The sequence below is a fragment of the Thermus sp. 2.9 genome (assembly GCF_000794385.1).
In the GTDB taxonomy this organism is placed as follows: Bacteria; Deinococcota; Deinococci; order Deinococcales; family Thermaceae; genus Thermus; species Thermus thalpophilus.
Map to the genome: position 1 here is coordinate 1 of NZ_JTJB01000012.1, position 17,043 is coordinate 17,043.

The 17,043-nt window shown below is 68.8% G+C and carries 19 protein-coding genes and 1 pseudogene; 1 reads left to right on the top strand and 19 read right to left on the bottom strand.

The features are described from left to right. Positions 1-8: 8 nt before the first annotated feature. The 19 genes and pseudogenes from QT17_RS04885 to QT17_RS04970 form a co-directional block, all read right to left on the bottom strand. Positions 9-419, bottom strand: a complete 411-nt coding sequence (locus QT17_RS04885) for an IS5 family transposase (protein ID WP_039457155.1) — start codon at positions 417-419, stop codon at positions 9-11. Between the two features lie 3 nt (positions 420-422). Beyond that, positions 423-740 carry a hypothetical protein gene (locus QT17_RS04890; protein WP_039457158.1) on the bottom strand — a complete coding sequence of 106 codons (318 nt, stop codon included), beginning with the start codon at positions 738-740 and terminating at the stop codon, positions 423-425. After that, positions 737-2,566 (bottom strand): helix-turn-helix transcriptional regulator, encoded by a 1,830-nt coding sequence (locus QT17_RS04895; RefSeq protein WP_039457160.1) that lies wholly within the window; start codon positions 2,564-2,566, stop codon positions 737-739. The genes QT17_RS04890 and QT17_RS04895 overlap by 4 nt, the downstream gene beginning before the upstream one ends. Positions 2,567-2,844: 278 nt before the next feature. Beyond that, a complete protein-coding gene (locus tag QT17_RS04900) occupies positions 2,845-3,171 on the bottom strand; it encodes a winged helix-turn-helix transcriptional regulator (protein ID WP_039457162.1) in 327 nt (108 codons plus the stop codon). A gap of 502 nt (positions 3,172-3,673) precedes the next feature. Next, positions 3,674-4,069: a hypothetical protein gene (locus tag QT17_RS04905; RefSeq protein WP_235283762.1), complete on the bottom strand. Its 396-nt coding sequence runs from the start codon at positions 4,067-4,069 to the stop codon at positions 3,674-3,676. Beyond that, the gene (locus tag QT17_RS04910; protein WP_039457165.1) at positions 4,032-4,838 is read right to left on the bottom strand and encodes a helix-turn-helix domain-containing protein; all 807 of its coding nucleotides are present in this window, start codon (positions 4,836-4,838) and stop codon (positions 4,032-4,034) included. The genes QT17_RS04905 and QT17_RS04910 overlap by 38 nt, the downstream gene beginning before the upstream one ends. A 3-nt stretch (positions 4,839-4,841) precedes the next feature. Next, positions 4,842-5,132 (bottom strand): hypothetical protein, encoded by a 291-nt coding sequence (locus tag QT17_RS04915; RefSeq protein ID WP_039457168.1) that lies wholly within the window; start codon positions 5,130-5,132, stop codon positions 4,842-4,844. Continuing rightward, positions 5,129-6,271, bottom strand: coding sequence for a hypothetical protein (locus QT17_RS04920; protein WP_039457171.1), 1,143 nt, complete (start codon positions 6,269-6,271; stop codon positions 5,129-5,131). Before QT17_RS04920 ends, QT17_RS04915 begins: the two co-directional genes overlap by 4 nt. Then, positions 6,272-6,613 (bottom strand): hypothetical protein, encoded by a 342-nt coding sequence (locus QT17_RS04925; protein ID WP_039457174.1) that lies wholly within the window; start codon positions 6,611-6,613, stop codon positions 6,272-6,274. It abuts the gene before it with no gap. Continuing rightward, positions 6,610-7,716, bottom strand: a complete 1,107-nt coding sequence (locus QT17_RS04930) for a hypothetical protein (RefSeq protein WP_039457177.1) — start codon at positions 7,714-7,716, stop codon at positions 6,610-6,612. Before QT17_RS04930 ends, QT17_RS04925 begins: the two co-directional genes overlap by 4 nt. Beyond that, positions 7,700-9,097, bottom strand: a complete 1,398-nt coding sequence (locus QT17_RS14855) for an S-layer homology domain-containing protein (RefSeq protein ID WP_039457178.1) — start codon at positions 9,095-9,097, stop codon at positions 7,700-7,702. The genes QT17_RS04930 and QT17_RS14855 overlap by 17 nt, the downstream gene beginning before the upstream one ends. Positions 9,098-9,136: 39 nt before the next feature. Beyond that, a complete protein-coding gene (locus tag QT17_RS04940) occupies positions 9,137-10,069 on the bottom strand; it encodes an ATPase, T2SS/T4P/T4SS family (protein WP_039457182.1) in 933 nt (310 codons plus the stop codon). 3 nt (positions 10,070-10,072) lie between these two features. Next, complete coding sequence (locus QT17_RS04945; RefSeq protein WP_038043781.1) at positions 10,073-10,387, bottom strand: hypothetical protein; 315 nt, start codon at positions 10,385-10,387, stop codon at positions 10,073-10,075. Continuing rightward, on the bottom strand, positions 10,387-10,833 hold the full coding sequence (locus QT17_RS04950) for a lytic transglycosylase domain-containing protein (RefSeq protein ID WP_039457187.1): 447 nt from the start codon (positions 10,831-10,833) through the stop codon (positions 10,387-10,389). Before QT17_RS04950 ends, QT17_RS04945 begins: the two co-directional genes overlap by 1 nt. Then, the gene (locus QT17_RS04955; RefSeq protein ID WP_039457191.1) at positions 10,830-11,036 is read right to left on the bottom strand and encodes a hypothetical protein; all 207 of its coding nucleotides are present in this window, start codon (positions 11,034-11,036) and stop codon (positions 10,830-10,832) included. The genes QT17_RS04950 and QT17_RS04955 overlap by 4 nt, the downstream gene beginning before the upstream one ends. Continuing rightward, positions 11,033-11,419, bottom strand: a pseudogene (locus QT17_RS14860) (hypothetical protein); the annotation flags it as partial. The pseudogene QT17_RS14860 and the gene QT17_RS04955, both read right to left, overlap by 4 nt. Next, positions 11,310-13,736, bottom strand: coding sequence for a type IV secretory system conjugative DNA transfer family protein (locus QT17_RS14865; protein WP_039457194.1), 2,427 nt, complete (start codon positions 13,734-13,736; stop codon positions 11,310-11,312). The pseudogene QT17_RS14860 and the gene QT17_RS14865, both read right to left, overlap by 110 nt. Continuing rightward, the gene (locus QT17_RS13970; RefSeq protein ID WP_167764531.1) at positions 13,737-13,898 is read right to left on the bottom strand and encodes a hypothetical protein; all 162 of its coding nucleotides are present in this window, start codon (positions 13,896-13,898) and stop codon (positions 13,737-13,739) included. Continuing rightward, positions 13,895-15,733 carry a hypothetical protein gene (locus QT17_RS04970; protein WP_039457197.1) on the bottom strand — a complete coding sequence of 613 codons (1,839 nt, stop codon included), beginning with the start codon at positions 15,731-15,733 and terminating at the stop codon, positions 13,895-13,897. Before QT17_RS04970 ends, QT17_RS13970 begins: the two co-directional genes overlap by 4 nt. 140 nt (positions 15,734-15,873) lie before the next feature. On the opposite strand from QT17_RS04970, the gene QT17_RS04975 reads away from it, so the two are divergent. Beyond that, positions 15,874-17,043 (top strand): IS256 family transposase (locus QT17_RS04975; protein ID WP_039457202.1); only part of this gene is annotated, 1,170 nt, incomplete at its 3' end.

A 17,043-nucleotide genomic window follows, 5' to 3' on the forward strand; every position in this document is an offset into this window, starting at 1 on the left:
AGGCAAGATTAGCCCTTACGGGCTGACCCTCCCCTTGACCTTTTTCGCCCCGTCGTTCCCTCGGGGCCCCCTTTTTCTGTGGTCTTCACGGACTGGCTATCCATCACCAGAGCGCTGGGCGAAGCTTGCCTCCCTTCTCGTTCCCGGTCCTGGCGGGCCAGGGCTTGGACGGCCTTCTCCCAAATGCCTTCCTTCTGCCACTTGCGGAAGTAGTGGTAGACGGTGGACCAGTGGGGCAAGTCATGGGGCATAGCCCGCCACTTGATGCCGTTTTCCAGGACGTAAAGGATGGCGTTAACGATTTCTCTCCTCGGCACCTTGGCGGGTCGGCCGCCGGGCTTGGGGGCTGGGATGAGGGGCTCCAGGAGGGCCCACTCCGCATCGCTGAGGTCGCTGGGGTAAGATCGTCTAGAGCTCATCCCTCAAGAATACCACCCTTTTACGACAGCCTCTAAGTCCACACCGCGCCCCCTCAGCCATTCCCTGGCCCAGCGGAAGGCCTCCTCGGGGGAGAGGCCCTTCACCGCCTGGATGAGGGTGAGGAGGTTGCCCTGCCGGGGTTCAGGAGCTCCCGGGTTGTGGTCGATCCAGAGGCCGGTTTTGGCATCGATGCTGAGGCTGCTGCCCCTTTCCCCATCGATGGATCCCGCCCGGAACTCGTGCCTCAGCCGTTGGGCACCTGGGAGGAGCTCCCCCACCAGCTCATCGATCCGTTCGAGGAGCAGCTCGTGCAGGTTCATTTGCTCCTCCCGTGTAGGGCCACAAGGCTCGCCCTGTAGCGGTCCTCGGGGAGGAAGCGGGCATAGTGGTGCTGCACCATCTGGATGCTGTCCAGGAGGAGGTTGGCCGCGTGCTCTAGGCTTTTCGTCCGCTTCACCGCCGTGGTGGCCACGATGTGCCGCATGGAGTGGGGGCCGAAGGGCCTGAGCCCCCTGGGAACCCCGGGCAGGGCCAGGACGTAGGGGCTACGCCGCTTAAACATCTTGTGGAGGGCTTTTGGGCTGTACAGTCCGGGGAAGAGGATGTTTCTATCCCCCTGGACCTGAGCCAGCAGGGGATGGACCACCCGCAGGTAGGTGTCCACCAGGCTGTTCAGGCGGTAGCGGACCCCTCCCACCTCCATCTCGAAGGGGGGAAGGTCCTCATCCAGAGGGAATAGCAGGGGCTTGTCCCCTTGGTGCCGGAAGACGGCGCTGTGCTGGTTTTTGAACTCCTCCGGGCGGTAGAGGAGGTGGTACCGCCCCTCCGGGTCCCGGTAGAGGTTTCCCCGCTGGTCCAGCCTGTCCAGCCCCTCCCAGTTGATCCGGGCCCCGTACCAGTGCCTGGCCCGGAGGGGGTGGATGCTCATGGCCCACCAGATGAGGGCATCCCGGTAGAGGGCGAGGGCTTCCCTTCTTGCCTCCTTGCCGGGTATCCCCTCAAAGGAGGGGTTCAGGAGGTCCCCCACCATGCTGGCCAGGTCCTCCAGCATGAAGGCGATGCCCCGGCGCACCCAGTCCAGGGGGTTTTCCTCCTCCAGAAGGGGTTCCACGTTGTGGTAGCCGGGATTTTCCACCTTATGGTGGCCAACAACCCGTCGGAGTTCTTTGAGCCTCTCCAGGTCCCCCTTAATGAATCCCTTCCGGATGAGGTGCAGGATTGCGTCCAGGACCTTCTCGTCGCTCGTCGTTACCTGCGCTACACCAGAGCCCTCAAAGCGTTCCCAGCGCCAGTTCAGGTAGCCCCAGACCAGGTCGTAATCCCCCAGGAGGTCCAGGGAAAGATCCTTAAGAGGAAACCCCCTTTCCTGGACCAGGTAGCCCAGGAACCTTTCCACCTCCCCTCGGCGCATGCTCAGTGTGGCCTGGCTTATCCTTCGCCGCGGAACAGAGCCCGTCTTCAGGGAAGCCTCCACCGCCTTTTGGCTTCCCCGTTCGCTACCTGCCCATACCTCGTATTTCTTCCACCCCTCCTTCACCCCGTCGGGCCAACGGTCGAAGGGGAGGCTGAAGGGTTTTTCCCGTGCTATCTTCGTCCGGATCTGCCTCTCCGAGCGGCGTTCCCAAAGGGCAAGAAGCTCTCCCCTCAGGGCCGCGCGTTCCTCGGGGGAAAGGTCGGCCACAGGCTTTCCGTACCGGGCCTGGGCGGCCAGGCGCAGGAAGGTGGATCCGATCTCCGCAAGGCGCCCGGTAACCCCCTCTTTGTAAACCCCCGTGTCCTTTACTTCCCACCGGCGCACCCTTGATGTAAGGGCTCCGGGGGAGAGGCCCAGAGCCTCTTCGATGCGCTCTATGCGCTCCTTGGATGTGGGCTGTTTATGGCCTTTCAGCCAACCCCGTATCGTAGACTCACTCAGGCCAACCTCCCTTGCCAGCTTGTTCACGCTCATCCCAGCCCGGGACATGGCCCAGCGGAGGGCCTCAGGGAACTCGGCAGGCATGGAGGCCTCCTCCGCTTCCCTCTGGGCCAGGGATCGGGCCAGCTTCATGGCGGCGGTGAAGTGGGGCCGAGGCCTTCCCTCCACCTTCTGCAACTGCTTGGCCAGGGAGTCGATATCCTTGTCGGAGAGGCCGGCAAGCCAGGCCACCAGCTCCGCCCTCGAAGCGAAGTCCTTTATCAGGGCAAGGCGGCGGAAATGGCTGGCGTAAGCACGGCCACCCTTATCTGCCTTTACGATCTCCTGGGCGATGGCTTCGATGGGATCGCCTTGCGGTAAAACAGCCGGTTTTTTCGGAATTCCCATGTTCCCCCTTGCGGTTTTGCGCCGCCCGGAGGATAATGACGCTGGCAGGGGCGTATTTGAACCTGCACCCCCCTTTTATCGGGGAGGGAAGCCGGGATGGGATAGGGGGCCTCCCGGCTTCTTCAGCGTTTATCCTCAGCGGCACCTCCATATCCTAGAAGCCTCAGGGCCTTTTGAACCTCCTCGTCGTCCTTCCACACACTGGACCCCAAAGCCTGCACGGTGGCCAGCCCCTTCTCCGTCAGGGTGTAAACCCCCCCTTTCCGGGAAACAAGGCCTTCCCGTGAAAGGGCCCGGAGCCTATACCAGACGGAGTCGGGGTTGATCCCCATGGTTCTGGCCAGCTCCTGTCCAGTAGGGAAGCGCCCTTCCCTGGCCAGGAAGACCAGGAAGGCCTTCAGGGTTTCCTGGCGCTTCGCAGTTAGGCTGGCCAGAAAGCTCAGGGTCATTTCAGTAGTAAGTTAACGCCATCGAGGGGCCATGTCAAGATACACTCACCTTCTTCTCGGGGAAAAAATCCGGGAACTTTTCCTCCCCCCCAAGTTGCCAGGAGGTCGACTCATGGGGAACGGGTTGACTCAGATCGCTCCTGGAGCCTTCTTCCTGTGAGTCAACCCCTGAGTTAACCCCTGTGCCAACAAAGTTACCGACTCAGAGGAGGTTGACTCAAAAAAGGGGGGGGTCGGCACAAGGGTTGACTCAGGGTTTTGTGCCGGTGTCAACGAGCATTTCTCTCTCTCTCTCTCTTTTAAAGAAAAAGGTTAACTCAACGGTTGACTCAGACGATGAGGATCGGAAAAATGCCTCCTTTTGAGTCAACCTAAGCCATCTGTCTAACCCCCCCTGCCCGGAAAAGTTTCTGCAAGGGGGAAAGTTACGCTGGCAACTGTGGGGATCGATGTAAACTTGCGGCGAGAGGGGCAGGTTTTACATTGGTGTGTATAATTGGCTTCAGATGGGGCTATAGTGGGAGTTAATTGGGCATAATGTGGCGTACCGCCATCCTCCGGGCAGGACCCCGGCCAGGACCACCCCTAGGGGGGCGAGCCACAGGCCCCGGAAGAGGAGGCCCCCGAGGAGGAAGGCGAGGACCGCCCCTAGGCGCCACCAGCCCCCCCGCCTCCAGAGGGCCAGGACCCCCTGCCCCACCCAGAGGGCGAGGAGGGGCGAGGCCCCCTTCATCCCCGCCGTGAGCCACCCGAGGCCGGAGAAGAAGGCCTCCCTCCACCCCACCCGCCTGGCGAATAGGGCCCCGGTGAAGGGAGCCCCCCAGGGGCCATCCAGTAGCCCCGCCAGGGCCCCCAAAAGCTCAGGCCGAAGCCCTCTCCGTCCTGCGGTAGACGCCATCCCTCGCTTCTACCAGGCCCCGGCTCACCAGGCGCTGGAGCCTCTTGGCCACCGTGGACTTGGGCCACCCGAGCTCCCGGGCCAGGGCGCTCGGCCCCTTGGGGACCTCGAGGGCCTCCAAAAGAGAGAGCTCCTCCTCCTCTAGGGGAACGGGGAGGGTGTTCTCCGTCTTCCCCTCCCTCCGGGGCCCCACGGCCCCGTTCACCTCCGGGGACTCCCCTACCGGGAAAGCGGCGGGCGCCCTGGCGTTTCCCGCCTCCTCCCCGTTCACGGCCTTCTTCGCCCTCACCCGGACCACCTCCTCCCTGTCCACGGCCTCGCCCCCCTTCTGGAGGGCACCCGTCTCCGCAAGGACCGGCTCCTCCGGGGCCTCCCTGTTCACCCGGGCGTCCACGCCCCGCTTCCGCTCCGCCAAGCCCAGGCTCATGGAGGTCAGGTTCCCCCAGAACACCACCCCGGCCCCGATGAGGCTCCCCCAGAGGGCCCAGGCGCTCCCCAGGACCACGGAGGCGAAGGAGAGGTAGAAGGTGGCCACCTCCACGGCGAAGGCGATGAAGGGGGAGGCCCGCACCCCCTCGCCGTCAAAGCGGGCGTAGTAGTGCCGGAGGTGGGCGTAGCTCGCGGCCAGGGCCACGGCGTAGACCACCACGCCCACCCCCGCCAGGAGGGGAGCCTTGCTCGCCGCCTCCCCCACCACCTTGCCCGTGATGAAGCCCACCACGGGCATCGCGGCGGCGCCGATGGCGGCCTGGGCGTAGACCCTGAGCACGGCTCACCTCAGGACCCGGTCCAGGGGCGTCCACCGCCTGCGTTCCCGCCAGGCGTTCACCGCCCGGAGGAGAAACAAGACCCCGAGTACCAGGACCAGGCTCAGGCCCGCCCCCAGGACCACCCCCGCCTTCACCCCTTCGTCCACGCCCACGGCCCAGGCGGCGTAGATCACCTTGGCGGGCACCTGGTGTTCCCCCACCTGGACCACGCCGTTCACGTCCGCACGGAACATGCTCCGGGGAACGGTGAACACCACGTCCCCCGCCTTGAACGCCACGTCTTCCCCGTTCACCGATCACCTCCGAAGAGCCCGAAGAGGCCCCTCCGCCGCTCCTTGGCCTCGAGGGTGCGGCGGAAGGCCTCGGTGATGCGCTTGGCCCACTCCTCCAGGGCCTTGAGCCTCGGCTCCACCTCGCCCCGCCACAGGGCCGTGGCCCCCTGGATCCGCTCCTCCGCCTCCTGGATGGCTTCGGCCTTGGCCGCCCGCACCGCCGCCTCCAGCCGCTTCCAGTCCACGCCGTCCCCCGTTCTTAGGCCCTCCACCAGGGCCTTCAGGGCCCGGATCTCCTGGTGGTGGAGCCGAAGAGCGGCGTTCACCCCACCGAACCGGGAGGCCTCCTTCTGCACCGCCTCCTCCAGGCGCTCCACCCGCCTCGCCAGGTCCTCCAGCTGGGCGGAGAGCTTCCCCAGCTGGATGTAGGCCGCCCCCACGTCCACCTGCGGCTCCGAGCCCAGAAGCTCCCGGGCCCGGCCCCGGGACTCCTGGAGCCGCCGCTCCACCTCCCGAACCTCCTCGAAGGCCCGGCGCCGCCCCTGCTCCGGTCGGTAGAAGAGCAGGGCATGGGCCAGGCGCTCCCGGTAGAGGAGGGGGTCCTCCGAGGGGTCCTGGCCGAAGACCTCCTGGTAGGCCCGCCGCCACCTCGAGTCCCGCGCCGCCTCGTTTTGGTCCTGGGACCGGGAGGTCTTCTCCGCCCGGCTGGGAGGGGGAGGCGCCCCCGCTGGTTGCTTCCCCGTCAGGGGAACGCCTTGTGGAGAAGCTTGCCTCGGAGAAGGAGCTTCCACCGGAGGAGAAGGCGCCGGGGGAGAAGCCTCTACCGGAGGAGAAGCCTCCACCGGGGAAGGGGCCTGCGCCGCCTCTGCCGGAGGAGGAGCCTGCGAAGGAGCGGGGTCTTTCTGGGTCGGCTCCGCCTCCACCCCGAGGACGCCAAAGGCCTCCTCGTAGCTCCCCGCCAGCCCCTCCTCCACGAGGGCGGTAGCCACCCGAAGGAGGGGCTCCTCCAGGGGGGTGGCAGACCTCCCCGCGAGGGCCCGGAAGGCCTCCTTCGCCCTCCGGGAGGGGAAGACCCCCTTCGCCTTCTCCAGAACCTCCTTCGCCACCTCCTCCTCAAAGGAGGAGAGCCTGTCCGCGAGTTCCTTCCAAAGCGCTTCCATCTACACCCCCAGAAGCAGGTAGAAGCCCAGGAGGGCCGGGAAGAAGGCCACCAGGAAGCCATAGCCTTCCTCCTCCCCTCGGAGGAAGCCGTCCGCCGCCAGCGCCAGGGCCAGGTAGGCCATGGCGGCGTAGGGGCCGCCAAGCCGCCACGCCATCGCCCCGGCCAGGCCCAAGACCGCGCCCCCGTAGTAGACCCCCACCCTTCCCCGGAAGAGGGCCCGGAGGAGGGGGGAGAGGGCGAGGAGGAAGGGCAGGACCCCCTGGGCGAGAAGGCCCTGGAGGAACCAGGCCCCGAGGAGGGCGAGGGCCGCCATCCCGAGGAGGGAGACCCACTCCCTCACGGCAGGACCACCCTCCGGTCGCCGTCCACGAGGTCCACCACGCCCTCCGTGGTGCGGCTCCCCACCAGCCGGAAGAGGACCATCCGCCCCGTGGGCACGGAGAGCTCCGCCACCCCGTTCACCACCATGGCCCGGTCCGCCAGGCGGTAGCCCTCGTACCCGGGAGGCGGGGGGTCGCCGTAGAGGGCCACCCCCTCCTGGTCCTCCCCCCGGAGCCAGGCCTCGCCCACCGCCTGCACGTCCGCCGTGAACCCGGGGGCGGTGAGCTCCACCCGCACCCGCTTCCGGGCCAGGGGCACGGTCCGGCTCTCCCCGGAGCGGGCCACCACCCGCCCCTCCTGGAAGGGGAGGCCGTCCGCGTAGGCCACGAGGAGGACCTCCCGGTACTCCCCGTCCGGGGGGCTCACGGCCAGGGCGAAGGGCGGGGTGCAGGACCGGGCCCGCTCCACGTCCCCGAGGAAGGCCGCCACGCACCCCACCCTCGAGGCCACCTCCTCCGGGGTCAGGTGGATGGGGGCGTACCGGGGCTCGGGCACCCGCACCACCCCGCCGTCCTGGGGCGAGGCCACCTCCACCCGGGCCTCCCCCGCCCCGTCCCGCACCCGGATCACCGCCCTGGGGGCCGTGGGCACCTGGAAGGAGGCCCCGCCCCGGTGGACCAGGACCATGCCCTCGAGGCCCGAGGGGGCCGGGTCGGGGTAGGCCGCCACCCCGAAGGCCCACTCCCCGTCCACCCAGGCCTCGTAGGTGGCGGCGCCGCTCGCCCAGGGGGCCTCCGCCCGCAAGGAGACGGTCCTCCGGGCCACCTCCACCCGGGCCATGCCCCCGGGCCTGAGCTCCACCTCCCCTTGGTAGCCCTGGACCTCCACCCCTTGCCACTCCACCCGCACCTCCACGGGGACCTTCCCGAACACCCCCGTGAAGCGGAAGGTGGGGTCCTCGCACCGGGTGGCGCTCTGGCCCCCCACCTTCACCGTGGCGCACGCCCCCTCCTTGACCCCCGCCACCTCGAGGCGGGCCGGGCCCTGGAACTCCCGCTGGAGCTCCGTGCAGGAGGAAAGGAGGAGGGCAAGGGCCAGGAAAGCGCTAGAAGCGAACCTCATAGCTCAACCGCACGCCCCCGTAGAAGCCCGTGGCCGTGGTGAAGCGGAAGCGGTCCACGTGGGAGGCCACGCCCCTCCCCCAAAGCCCGTCCCGGTACCCCGCCTGGAGGCTCACCCGGAAGGGCGCGAGGGGGAAGCCCACCTCTCCCTCCACCAGAAGGCCCCGGTCCCGCCCGATGTCCTCCTGGGGCACGGCGTAGGCCAGGCGCGCCTCCCCAAAGAAGCCCTCCCCGGGGTAGACCAGGGTGGCGAAGAGGGCGGAGAAGGGGGTGTCCCCGCTCCCGAGGCCAAAGTAGCGTCCGTAGCCCAGGGTCAGGTCCACGGGGCCCAGGAAGGCGCCTCCTTGCGCCTCCACAAAGTACCGCCCGGGCTCGCCCCCCACGAGGCCCGCGCCGAGGCCGATGCGGGCGTGCACCCCGGGGAGGAGGCCGCCTTCGGGCTCGTGCTCCACGTAGCCCGCCCCGAAGTAGTAGCCGCCGTCCCCCGCCCCGAGCTCCCCCACCAGGCGGATGCCCTGGAAGAGCCCGGCCCGGGCGGTGGCCTCGCTCCGGCCCTCCAGGCTCCGGTAGCTCACCCGCACGCTTCCCGCCCCGAAGGAGGCCTCCACCCGGTCGGTGCCCAGGTGCACCTGGGCCTCCTCCCACCCCAGGGCGAGGCCCCCGAAGGGACCCCTCTCCCCCACTCCGGCGTAGACCTGGGCCCTCGCCCGGGAGTCCACCCGCTCCTCCAAGGCCTTGGTCCTCTCCTCCAGGGCGTAGACCCGCTTGCCCGTGGCCTGGGCGTCCTTCACCCGGGCCGCCTCGTTCTCCTGGACCTTTTGGGTGAGCTCGGCGAGGGCGGCCTCGAGGGCCTTCACCCGCACCTCCATCTGGGCGAGGGCCGCCTTCTGCGCCCCAAGCTCCTTCTCCAAGCGGTCCACCGCCCCCTCCAGGGCCTCCAGGTCCTTGAGGGCGGCCTGGGCCTCCAGGGCGGTGAGGAGGGCCTGGCGCACCTCCTCCAGGTCCTTCTCCATGGCCTCCAGGCGCACCCCCTGGTCCTCCAGGGCCCGCCTCACCTCCGGCACCACCTCCAGGAGGTCGGCCACCTGCCCGTAGAGCTCGGCGATCCGCTCCGGGGCCGCCCCCGCCTCCTCCAGGGCCTTCCGCACCCGGGCCAGGACCTCCTCCGTCCAGGTGAGGTAGGCCCGGTAGAGCAGGACCGCCGCCTGGTAGCGGTTCACCGCCTGGTTCCCCCGGAAGGTGCCGTTCGGGAAGCCCGTGAGGACGCCCTTCTCCAGGAGGGCCCGCACCGCCCCCTCGGCCCAATGCCCTGGGGGCACGTCCGCCATCTGGGCCTTCACCGAACCCGCCAACAAAAGGGTGGCTAGGGCGACTCGCCGCATAGCCACATACTACCACTCTCTAACTTTTATGGCAACACATTACACGCTAAGCTCCACCCCCTCCGGCTCCCTCCCCTGGAGGAGGTCGTCCAGAGCCTGGGCCAGGTCGGGGTAGACGAGGTAGCGCCCCTTCGCCACCACCTGGAGGGCGGTGCCGAAGGAGGGCCGGGTCCTCCGCCTCCCCTCCTTCAGGTCCGGCTCCCCGAGAACGGGGTGCAGGGCGGGGTTTTCCAGCACGTCCAGAAGCCTCTCCCCGTGGGCCGTGGCCACCACCCGCACCCCCCTCCGGGAGGCGGTGAGGCACTCCTGCACGTCCTCGTTGTAGCCGATCTCGTCCACCACCACCACCTCCGGGGAGTGGTTGGCGATGGCCTGGTAGATGATCCGCCCCTGGTTCCTGGAGGGAGGGTCCGGCACCTGCATCCTCCGGGCGGGCCGGATCCCCGGGTGGGCGGTGAGCCCGTCCCCCCCGATCTCGTTGGAGGTGTCCACCACCACCACCCTTGGGCCCCACTTCTCCGCCAGGATGCGCACGATGTCCCTGAGGAGGGTCGTCTTCCCCGTGCGGGGCGGCCCCACCACGAGGAGGCTTCCCCCGCTTTCCAGGAGGTAGGGCCTGAGGGGCTCCGCCACCCCCTCCACGAACTTCCCCACCCGGATGGTGATGCCCGTCATCTCCCCCAGGGCCGACTGGATGCGGGAGACCCGGTGGAGGGTGCCCTCGATCCCGGCCCGGTTATTCTCCTTGAACCCCCCCACCCGGTGAAGGACGAAGCTCAGGTCCTCCTTGGTGATCTCCCGCTCCGAGAAGCGGGGGGCCCCGTCCACGGTGTAGGCCAGGGGGGCCCCGAGGTCCATGGCGATCTCCTCCAGCCTCGCCCCGTGGGGCTCCACCTCCTTGCGTACCCAGGGGGGAAGCTTCTCCATGAGCGCCGCGAACTCCCTGTCAAACCCCTCGCGAAGCCGCACCATGCGTTATTCCCAACGGTCCGAAAGCCCGGACAAAAAGCCCACCACCGCCCCCAGGGAGAGGCCCGTGGGGAGGCCGGAGAGGAAGGCCCACACCTCCTTGGAGGCCGCCCCAAGGTGGTGGGCGAGCCTCTCCAGGTCCGCCCGCCCGAGGAGGGCCGCCCCCAGGTAGAGGAGGGCCGTCCAGGGGAGGAGGACCCGGGCCACCCGGCCCAGGGCGTACCCCGAGAGGGCCCCCACCCCGAGCAAGACCCAGGCCTCCTTCTGGGAGAAGGCCCGGCCCAGGGCCTCGAGGGCGTGGAAGGCAGGCAAGGCCTCCATCACCCCCTCCGCCAGGCCCGGTAGACCGAAAGCACCCGCTCCACGTACCTCTGGGTGGAGGCGGGAATGGCCCCTCTCCTCACCGCTCCGAGCCCGGCGTTGTAGGCGGCGAGGGCCAGCCGCCAGTCCCGGGTGGCCTCCCAGAGCTCCCGCAAGTGCTTGGCCGTGGCCCATAAGGCCCAGTCGGGATGGGAGCGCCACTCCAGGGGTGCCCCGGTAACCCTCTGCCAGGTGCCCGGCATGAACTGGCCCAGGCCCACTTCTCCGGCCCGCCCTACTGCTCCCGGGCAGTAGCCGCTTTCCACCCACACCACGGCGGCCACCAGGTAGGGGTCCACCCCCCAGGCCCGGGCGTACTTCCACGTCTTCGCCCAGAGGTCCTGGGGGACGTGGCCGCACGCGAAGGCCGCCCCCAGGAGGAGGACCAGGTAGGCCGCTCGCCTCACCCCTTCTCCACCTCCCTCTCCAGGAGGGCCCGCACCGCCTTGAGTTCCCCGTACACCCCGGCCAGGAGGGCGAGGCCCACCCCGTAGAGGAGGACCACGAGCCCCGCCCCCACCCCGGCCCCGTCCAGCCGGAAGAGGCCGAGAAGGAAGAGCCCGGCCCCCAAGACGGCCACCGCCTTACCCAGAAGCTCCGCCCACTTCACCTTCCACCTCCTTTCACGTACTCCCGGATGTAGAGCCGGTGCACCCAGTCCTCCACCGCGAAGGGCACCCCCCGGAGGAAGGCGAAGTAGAAGCGCTCCACCAGGGGAGCGGGCTCCGCCCCCTCCAGGGAGAGGCCCACGTAGCCCCGAAGGAGGCGGATGGCCTCCTTCCGGTCCACCACCACGAACTCCCCGTCCACCCGGGGGGCGAAGCGCACCACGGCCCCCGCCAGGGCCAGGGAGGGCCCGTAGCTCTTCGGGTGGGTGAGGCCGCTATCCGTGGTGAGCAGGTACACCTTCACCCCTCCCTTCACCATCGCCTCCCTCAGGGCCTCCGCCAGGGGCTTCAGGTCCAGGACCGCCACCTGCACCAGGACCTCCCCCGTGGCCCGCCTCACCGCCTCCGCCGCCTCCGCCAGGGTGTAGCTCCTTCCCAGGGCAACGGAGGCCGCCAAGGCCAAGACTGGGACGAACCAGGACCTCATCCTCCTTCACCTCCACCGCTTCGCCGCAAAGCTTCCCCAAAAGCACCCGCTCCCCTTCCTCCCGGGGGAAGGCCAGGACCTCGGGCACGGGCGCCTCCCGGCGCTCCTTCTTCCACCGCTCCACCGCCCGGCACCACCGGAGGAGGGCCCGGTACCCCTCCCGGTCTGCCCCCTGGATGGCCTCGAGGCCCTTCTGGGTGATGGAGAGGCGCACGGGCTCCCCCTCCACCTCGCACCAGCCCAGCTTGACCCAGGCGGGCTCGGGGGTGGGGAAGCCTTCGGGGAGGCGGAGGTCCAGGCGAAGGGTCTCCGAGCCCCGGTAGTACCGCTTGAACTCGGGCACCCGCCGGGTGAGGGCTTCCAGGTAGAGGAGGAGGCTTTCGGGCCTCGAGGGGTCCCGGCTCCAGGGGGCGGCCTCCCCTTCGGGCGAAGCGGAGGCGGGGAGGGAGACGGGCCCCCGCGTCCGGGGAAGGGGGAAGCCCGCCTCCTCCACCCGCGCCTCCCGCGCCTTCTTCCAGAGGCGGTGCAGGAGGTGTTCCTTCCGCCACATGCCGAAGAGGTTCATGCGGGCCGGAGGAGCGCCCTCCAGCAGGACCACCGCCTCCCCCTTGGGGGCGGTGCGCATCTCCTCCGGGGAGAGGAGGGGCCGGGCCACCTCCCGCTCCCCCACGGTTCGGCTCGTGGGGATGGGGAGAAGGCCCCTCCGGCTCACCCCCCGCACCTCCTGCATCACCGAGGTCTCCCCCAGGACCTCCGAGAGGCGGGCGGCGTCGTTGTCGGAGAGGCCGGAGAGGAAGTAGACCCGCTGGGCGAAGGTGCCCTCTATGGCCTCCCACTCCTCCCCGTAGACGGCCCGCCCCTGGTCCGTGTTCTGCACGGCGATGTGGTAGGCCACCCTCCGGGAGCGCATGGTGCCCAGGTTCTCCTTGATCCCGGGGAGGAAGCCGAAGTTGGGGAACTCGTCCCAGTAGACGCTCACGGGCACCTTGAGCCTGCCCCCGTTCCGGTTAGCGTGCTGGAGGGTCTTCAGGTCCACGATGCGCTTCAGGAGCTTGAGGAGCACGTACCCCGAGGCGTTGTCCCCGATGAGCTCCTGGGGCACGCCGATGTAGACCAGGCTGGGCTCGGAGAAAACCTTCGCCCAGGGGACCTCCATGGGCCCGGGCTCCGTGGCAGCGGCGAGGCCCGGGTCCAGCCAGATGGAGAGGCGGTTCCGGGCCCCGTTCAGGATCCCCGCCAGCTGGTCCTGCCGCATCTCCAGGAGGGTCTTGAGTTCCACCTGCAGGTAGGGCCGCACCTCCACGTAGGCCTTGAGCCCGGCCACCCCGTCCCCCAGGACCCGGTAGACGTGGGCCAGGGAGTACCGCCCCTCCACCCCCTCGGCGTGGATCAGGGCCTGGAGCAGGGTCCGCTCGAGGCCCGGGTAGAACTCCTTGGAGTCCGGGACCTTAGGGTTCCGGGGCACGAAGATCTCGGCGATGAGCTTGGCCTGGGTGATGTCCTCGGCCCCCTCCAGGAAGTTGATGCGGTAGGACCTCTCCCCCCACGGGGTGAAGGGGTAGACGGCCCGCCCGTGGTGGGCGTAGTAGGCCATGGCCTCCATGAGGCCTTCCCGGTCCGGGTACTTCAGGTCGTAGACGATGGCCGTCCACCCGTCCTTGGCGTCCAGGAGGAGGTTGGGCAGGTAGTACCCCGAGGTCTTCCCGTGCCCCGGCTTCCCCACCACCAGGGTGTGGGCCACCCGCTGGCCCTCGGAGACCCGGAGGGGCCTCTTCCCGAGCTGGCCGTACCAGCCCACGCCCTTGGGGTTGAGGTAGGGCTCGAGGTCCCTCTCCGTGGCCCACCGCCCCTGCCCCGGGAGTTTCCTGGGCCTCGCGGGGCTGTAGACGAAGGGGGCGAGGCCCCCCACGAACCCCAGGACCAGGACGAGCCGGAGGAGGTCGTAGTTGAGGCGGGCCGCCCAGAGCCGGTTGAGCTCGCTTCCGCACGAGGTGGCGACATTGAGCATGCAGGCGGTGGCGAACTCCAGGCCCCTCGCCCCGGGCCTGCCCACGGCCCGGTCCCAGCCCGCCTCGGCCAGGGCGTTCGCCGCCTCGAGGGCCCCCCGCGCCCCCAGGTAGAAGACGAGGCCCAGGGTGGCGAGGAAGAGGAGGAACCCCAAAGCCCGAAGGGCCTTGAGGGGGCGTGGGGTCTCGAAGAGGGAAGCGGCCTCCACCTACCTCCTCCCCCGCGCCCGGGCGATCCACCTTCCTGGGGCCTTAGGGGCCAGGGGCCGGGCGCGAAGCGCCGCCAAGGCCTCCTCGCTCAGGCGGAACTCCACCCTGGGCAAGGGGTCCCTTTTGACCCACTTCGGTCCACGGTCAATCCAGCGCTTCACTCCTCATCACCTCCCTTCCTGTAAGCGCTCCTGTCAATCCACCTGCCCGGAGGCGGCCCCCCTGCGGGAAGGGTGGTGCCCGAGGGGGTCTCCGGGGGCCGCACCTCCTTGGCCCGGTCGGTCCACCTTCCCGGGGCCTCAGGGGCTCCCTTGTAGGAGGGGACCTCCCCGGGACCCGTGTAGCCCACGCTCTGCCCCACCCCGGGGGCGGGCCGCACCACGGCGGGCCCCACGCCCTCGCCGTACTCGGCCCGGTGCACCCACGGCACCTCCGTCCCGGAGGCCCGCACCTCCACCGTGCGCTGGTAGCTGGGCGGCAGGGCCGGGGCATCCCCCCCCGAGGGCGGGCTCCACCAGGAAGAAGGCGTCCTGGGGCTTTCCAGGATGTAGCCGCCCACGCCCTCCACTCCCGCCGTGAACGCCCTCTGGCCGGCAGAGGCCAGGCCGCCCGCCGCCTGTTGCACCATCTGCCCCGCACCCCCGACGCCCCTCGCGGCCACGCTGGTGGCGTAGCCCACCGCCGCCCCCGTCACGGCCAGGGAAAGCCCACCGAAGAAGGTGGCCACCAGGCTGGAGAGATAGCCCGCGATGAGGAGGGCCGCCGCCATGCCTCCCACGGTCATCAGCAGGGTCTGGGCCCAGGCCTGGAACATGTCCACGAGCCCTTTGCCGATGCCCAGGACGAAGGTGCCCATCTGGCGCATTCCCTGGGCGATGGCCTCCTTGGTCATGGTTCCGCACGCCACGGGGGAGAGGAGGGCCTTGCCGTCCGGGGGGACGTTCCGGTAGTTGAGCTTCCCGTCCGTGTCCACGAAGACCTCAAAGCCGCACACCGTGGGGTCCCACCCGTTCCTGAGGGCCAAGTCGTTCAGGGTCTCGGCGAAGATGCGGCGGTTCTCCCGGAACTGGCCGGTGAGCTGTTCCACGGTGGTGTTCACGATCTCCACCGCCTGGGAGGCGATGTAGGCGGCGGGCCGGGAGACCCCGAGCTCCATGCCCCCCCGCACCACGAAAGGCCCGACGGCCCCCATGAGGAAGGCCCAGACCACCACGGAAAGCCACCGCCCGAAAAGCTGGGGTCCGAGGCCGATGGGAAGGGCCAGGCTCCCCGCCACGATGGGCCAGAAGGCGGAGGCCAGCATGAACATGGTGCTGATGAGCACCGTGAGGACCATGGCGATCACCACGAAGGGGATGAGGAGGAGGGAGGCGGGGTTGAGAAGCTGGGCCGCCGCCCCCACGCCCGCCAGGACCTGCTGGGACAGTTCCGACAGGTTCCCCTGGTTCAAAGCGGTCCCCGCCACGTGGACGAGGCCCGCCTCGGCGATGGCGACCAGGGTGAAGAGGGGGTTGATGACCGCCCCTAGGGCCTTGAGGTTGTTGGCGGCCTCCGTCATGGCGTCCGCGAGCTCCGTGCGGAAGGTGTTCGTGACGGCGTAGTACACGCCCTGCGTCCCGCCGAAGCTCTCGTCCAGGACCTCCCCGAACCAGAGGAACCCCCCCGCCAGGACCACCCGGGCCATGGCCCCCAGGACCTCCTCCAGGCTTCCGTAGTAGACCGCCCGGATCAGGCTCCAGATGAGGCCCACCACGATGAGGCTCCGCCCGATGGTGTAGGCCCCCGCCTGGAAGTCCCGGAGGCTCGCCTTGAAGAGGGCGATCCAGTCGTTGAGGTTGAGCATGGCGTTGAGGATGCCCGTGAGGAAGTCCCGAACCCCCTGGTCGATCTGTCCCTGGGGCGGCGGGGGCGGGTCCGCCAGGGCCAGGAGGAAGAGGAAGGGGAGGAGGGCGAGAAGCCTCGCGCCCCACCCCTTGGGAAGAAGGGCCCGCCTCACGGGCTACCCCCCGAGGGCGGCGGGGTGCCGCTTTGCGCTCTCCATTGCCGCGCGAGGATCTCCAGGGCCTCCCCCGCCGCCACGTACTTGGCCGAGGTCTTCTCCGCCTGGGTCGTGTAAGGAATTATGTGTAGGGGTTTGTGTATAAAAGGGGGGTACCAGGATTAGGAAGGAGGTACCCCGTGGACCAGGATACCTTGCAGGTGATGCTAAGGGAAGCGGTGAGGCAGACGGTGACCGAGGTCTTGCAGATTCTCCTGGACGCCGACCGGGAAGCCTTCTTGCGCCAGCACGGGGGACGCAAGAACGGCTACTACCCCCGCAAGCTGGAGACCGCCTTTGGCCAGGTGAAGCTGGCCATCCCCCGGGATCGGGAAGGGAAATACTATCCCAGCCTCCTTCAACCCTATGCCCGCCGTCAGGTGGACGTGGGGGAGGTGGCCATTGCCCTTTACGCCGCTGGGGTGAGTCAACGCAAAGCGGCGGAGGTGATGAGCCTCTTGCTGGGCCACCGGTACACCCACGAAACCATCAGCGCCATCACCGACCAGGTGCTGGAAGCGGCCGAGGCTTTCCAGAAGCGGCCTTTGCCGGAGGAGATGGCCTTTGTTTACCTGGATGGCTTTTTCTTGAAGGTGCTCAGGGAGGGACTTGGGGTGGAGAGGGCGGCCGTATACGTGGCCCTGGGGGTGACCCCCAAAGGGGAGAGGCAGGTTCTGGGCTTCTGGCTCCTTCCCACGGAGAACGCCCATGCCTGGGGGGAGGTGCTGAAGGAGCTTTGGGAAAGGGGGCTAAGGCGGGTGTTGCTGTTGGTCACCGATGGTCTACCTGGGATAGAGGAGGCCATCAGGAGGGTTTATCCCATGGCGGGGTGGCAGCGGTGCGTGGTGCACATGGTGCGCTCTAGCCTGGGGCAGGTGCGTTCCCGGGACAGGGCTCTTTTGGCCCAAGACCTGAAGGGGGTGTACATGGCGGGGAGCCGACAGGAAGCCCTGGGTGCTTTGGAGAGGCTGAGGGAGGCCTGGGGTGCCAGGTACCCTTCCCTGGTGGCCTCCTGGTGGGAGAACTCGGGGGCTCTGCTCCGTTTCCACGATTACCCCCAGGTGCTCTGGCCCTATCTTCGCAGCACTAACCTGATGGAGCGGTTTATTCGGGAAGTGAGGCGTGGGACGAAGGTGCGGGACCACAAGTTTCCCAAGGGAGAGGCGGTGTACAAGCTTTTGTACCTGGAGTCCGAGCGGCAGGAAGGGAGGTGGGCGGAGCGGAGGTTGAAGGGTTTTGCCGAGGTGCAGGAGGTGTTGGAAGGGATG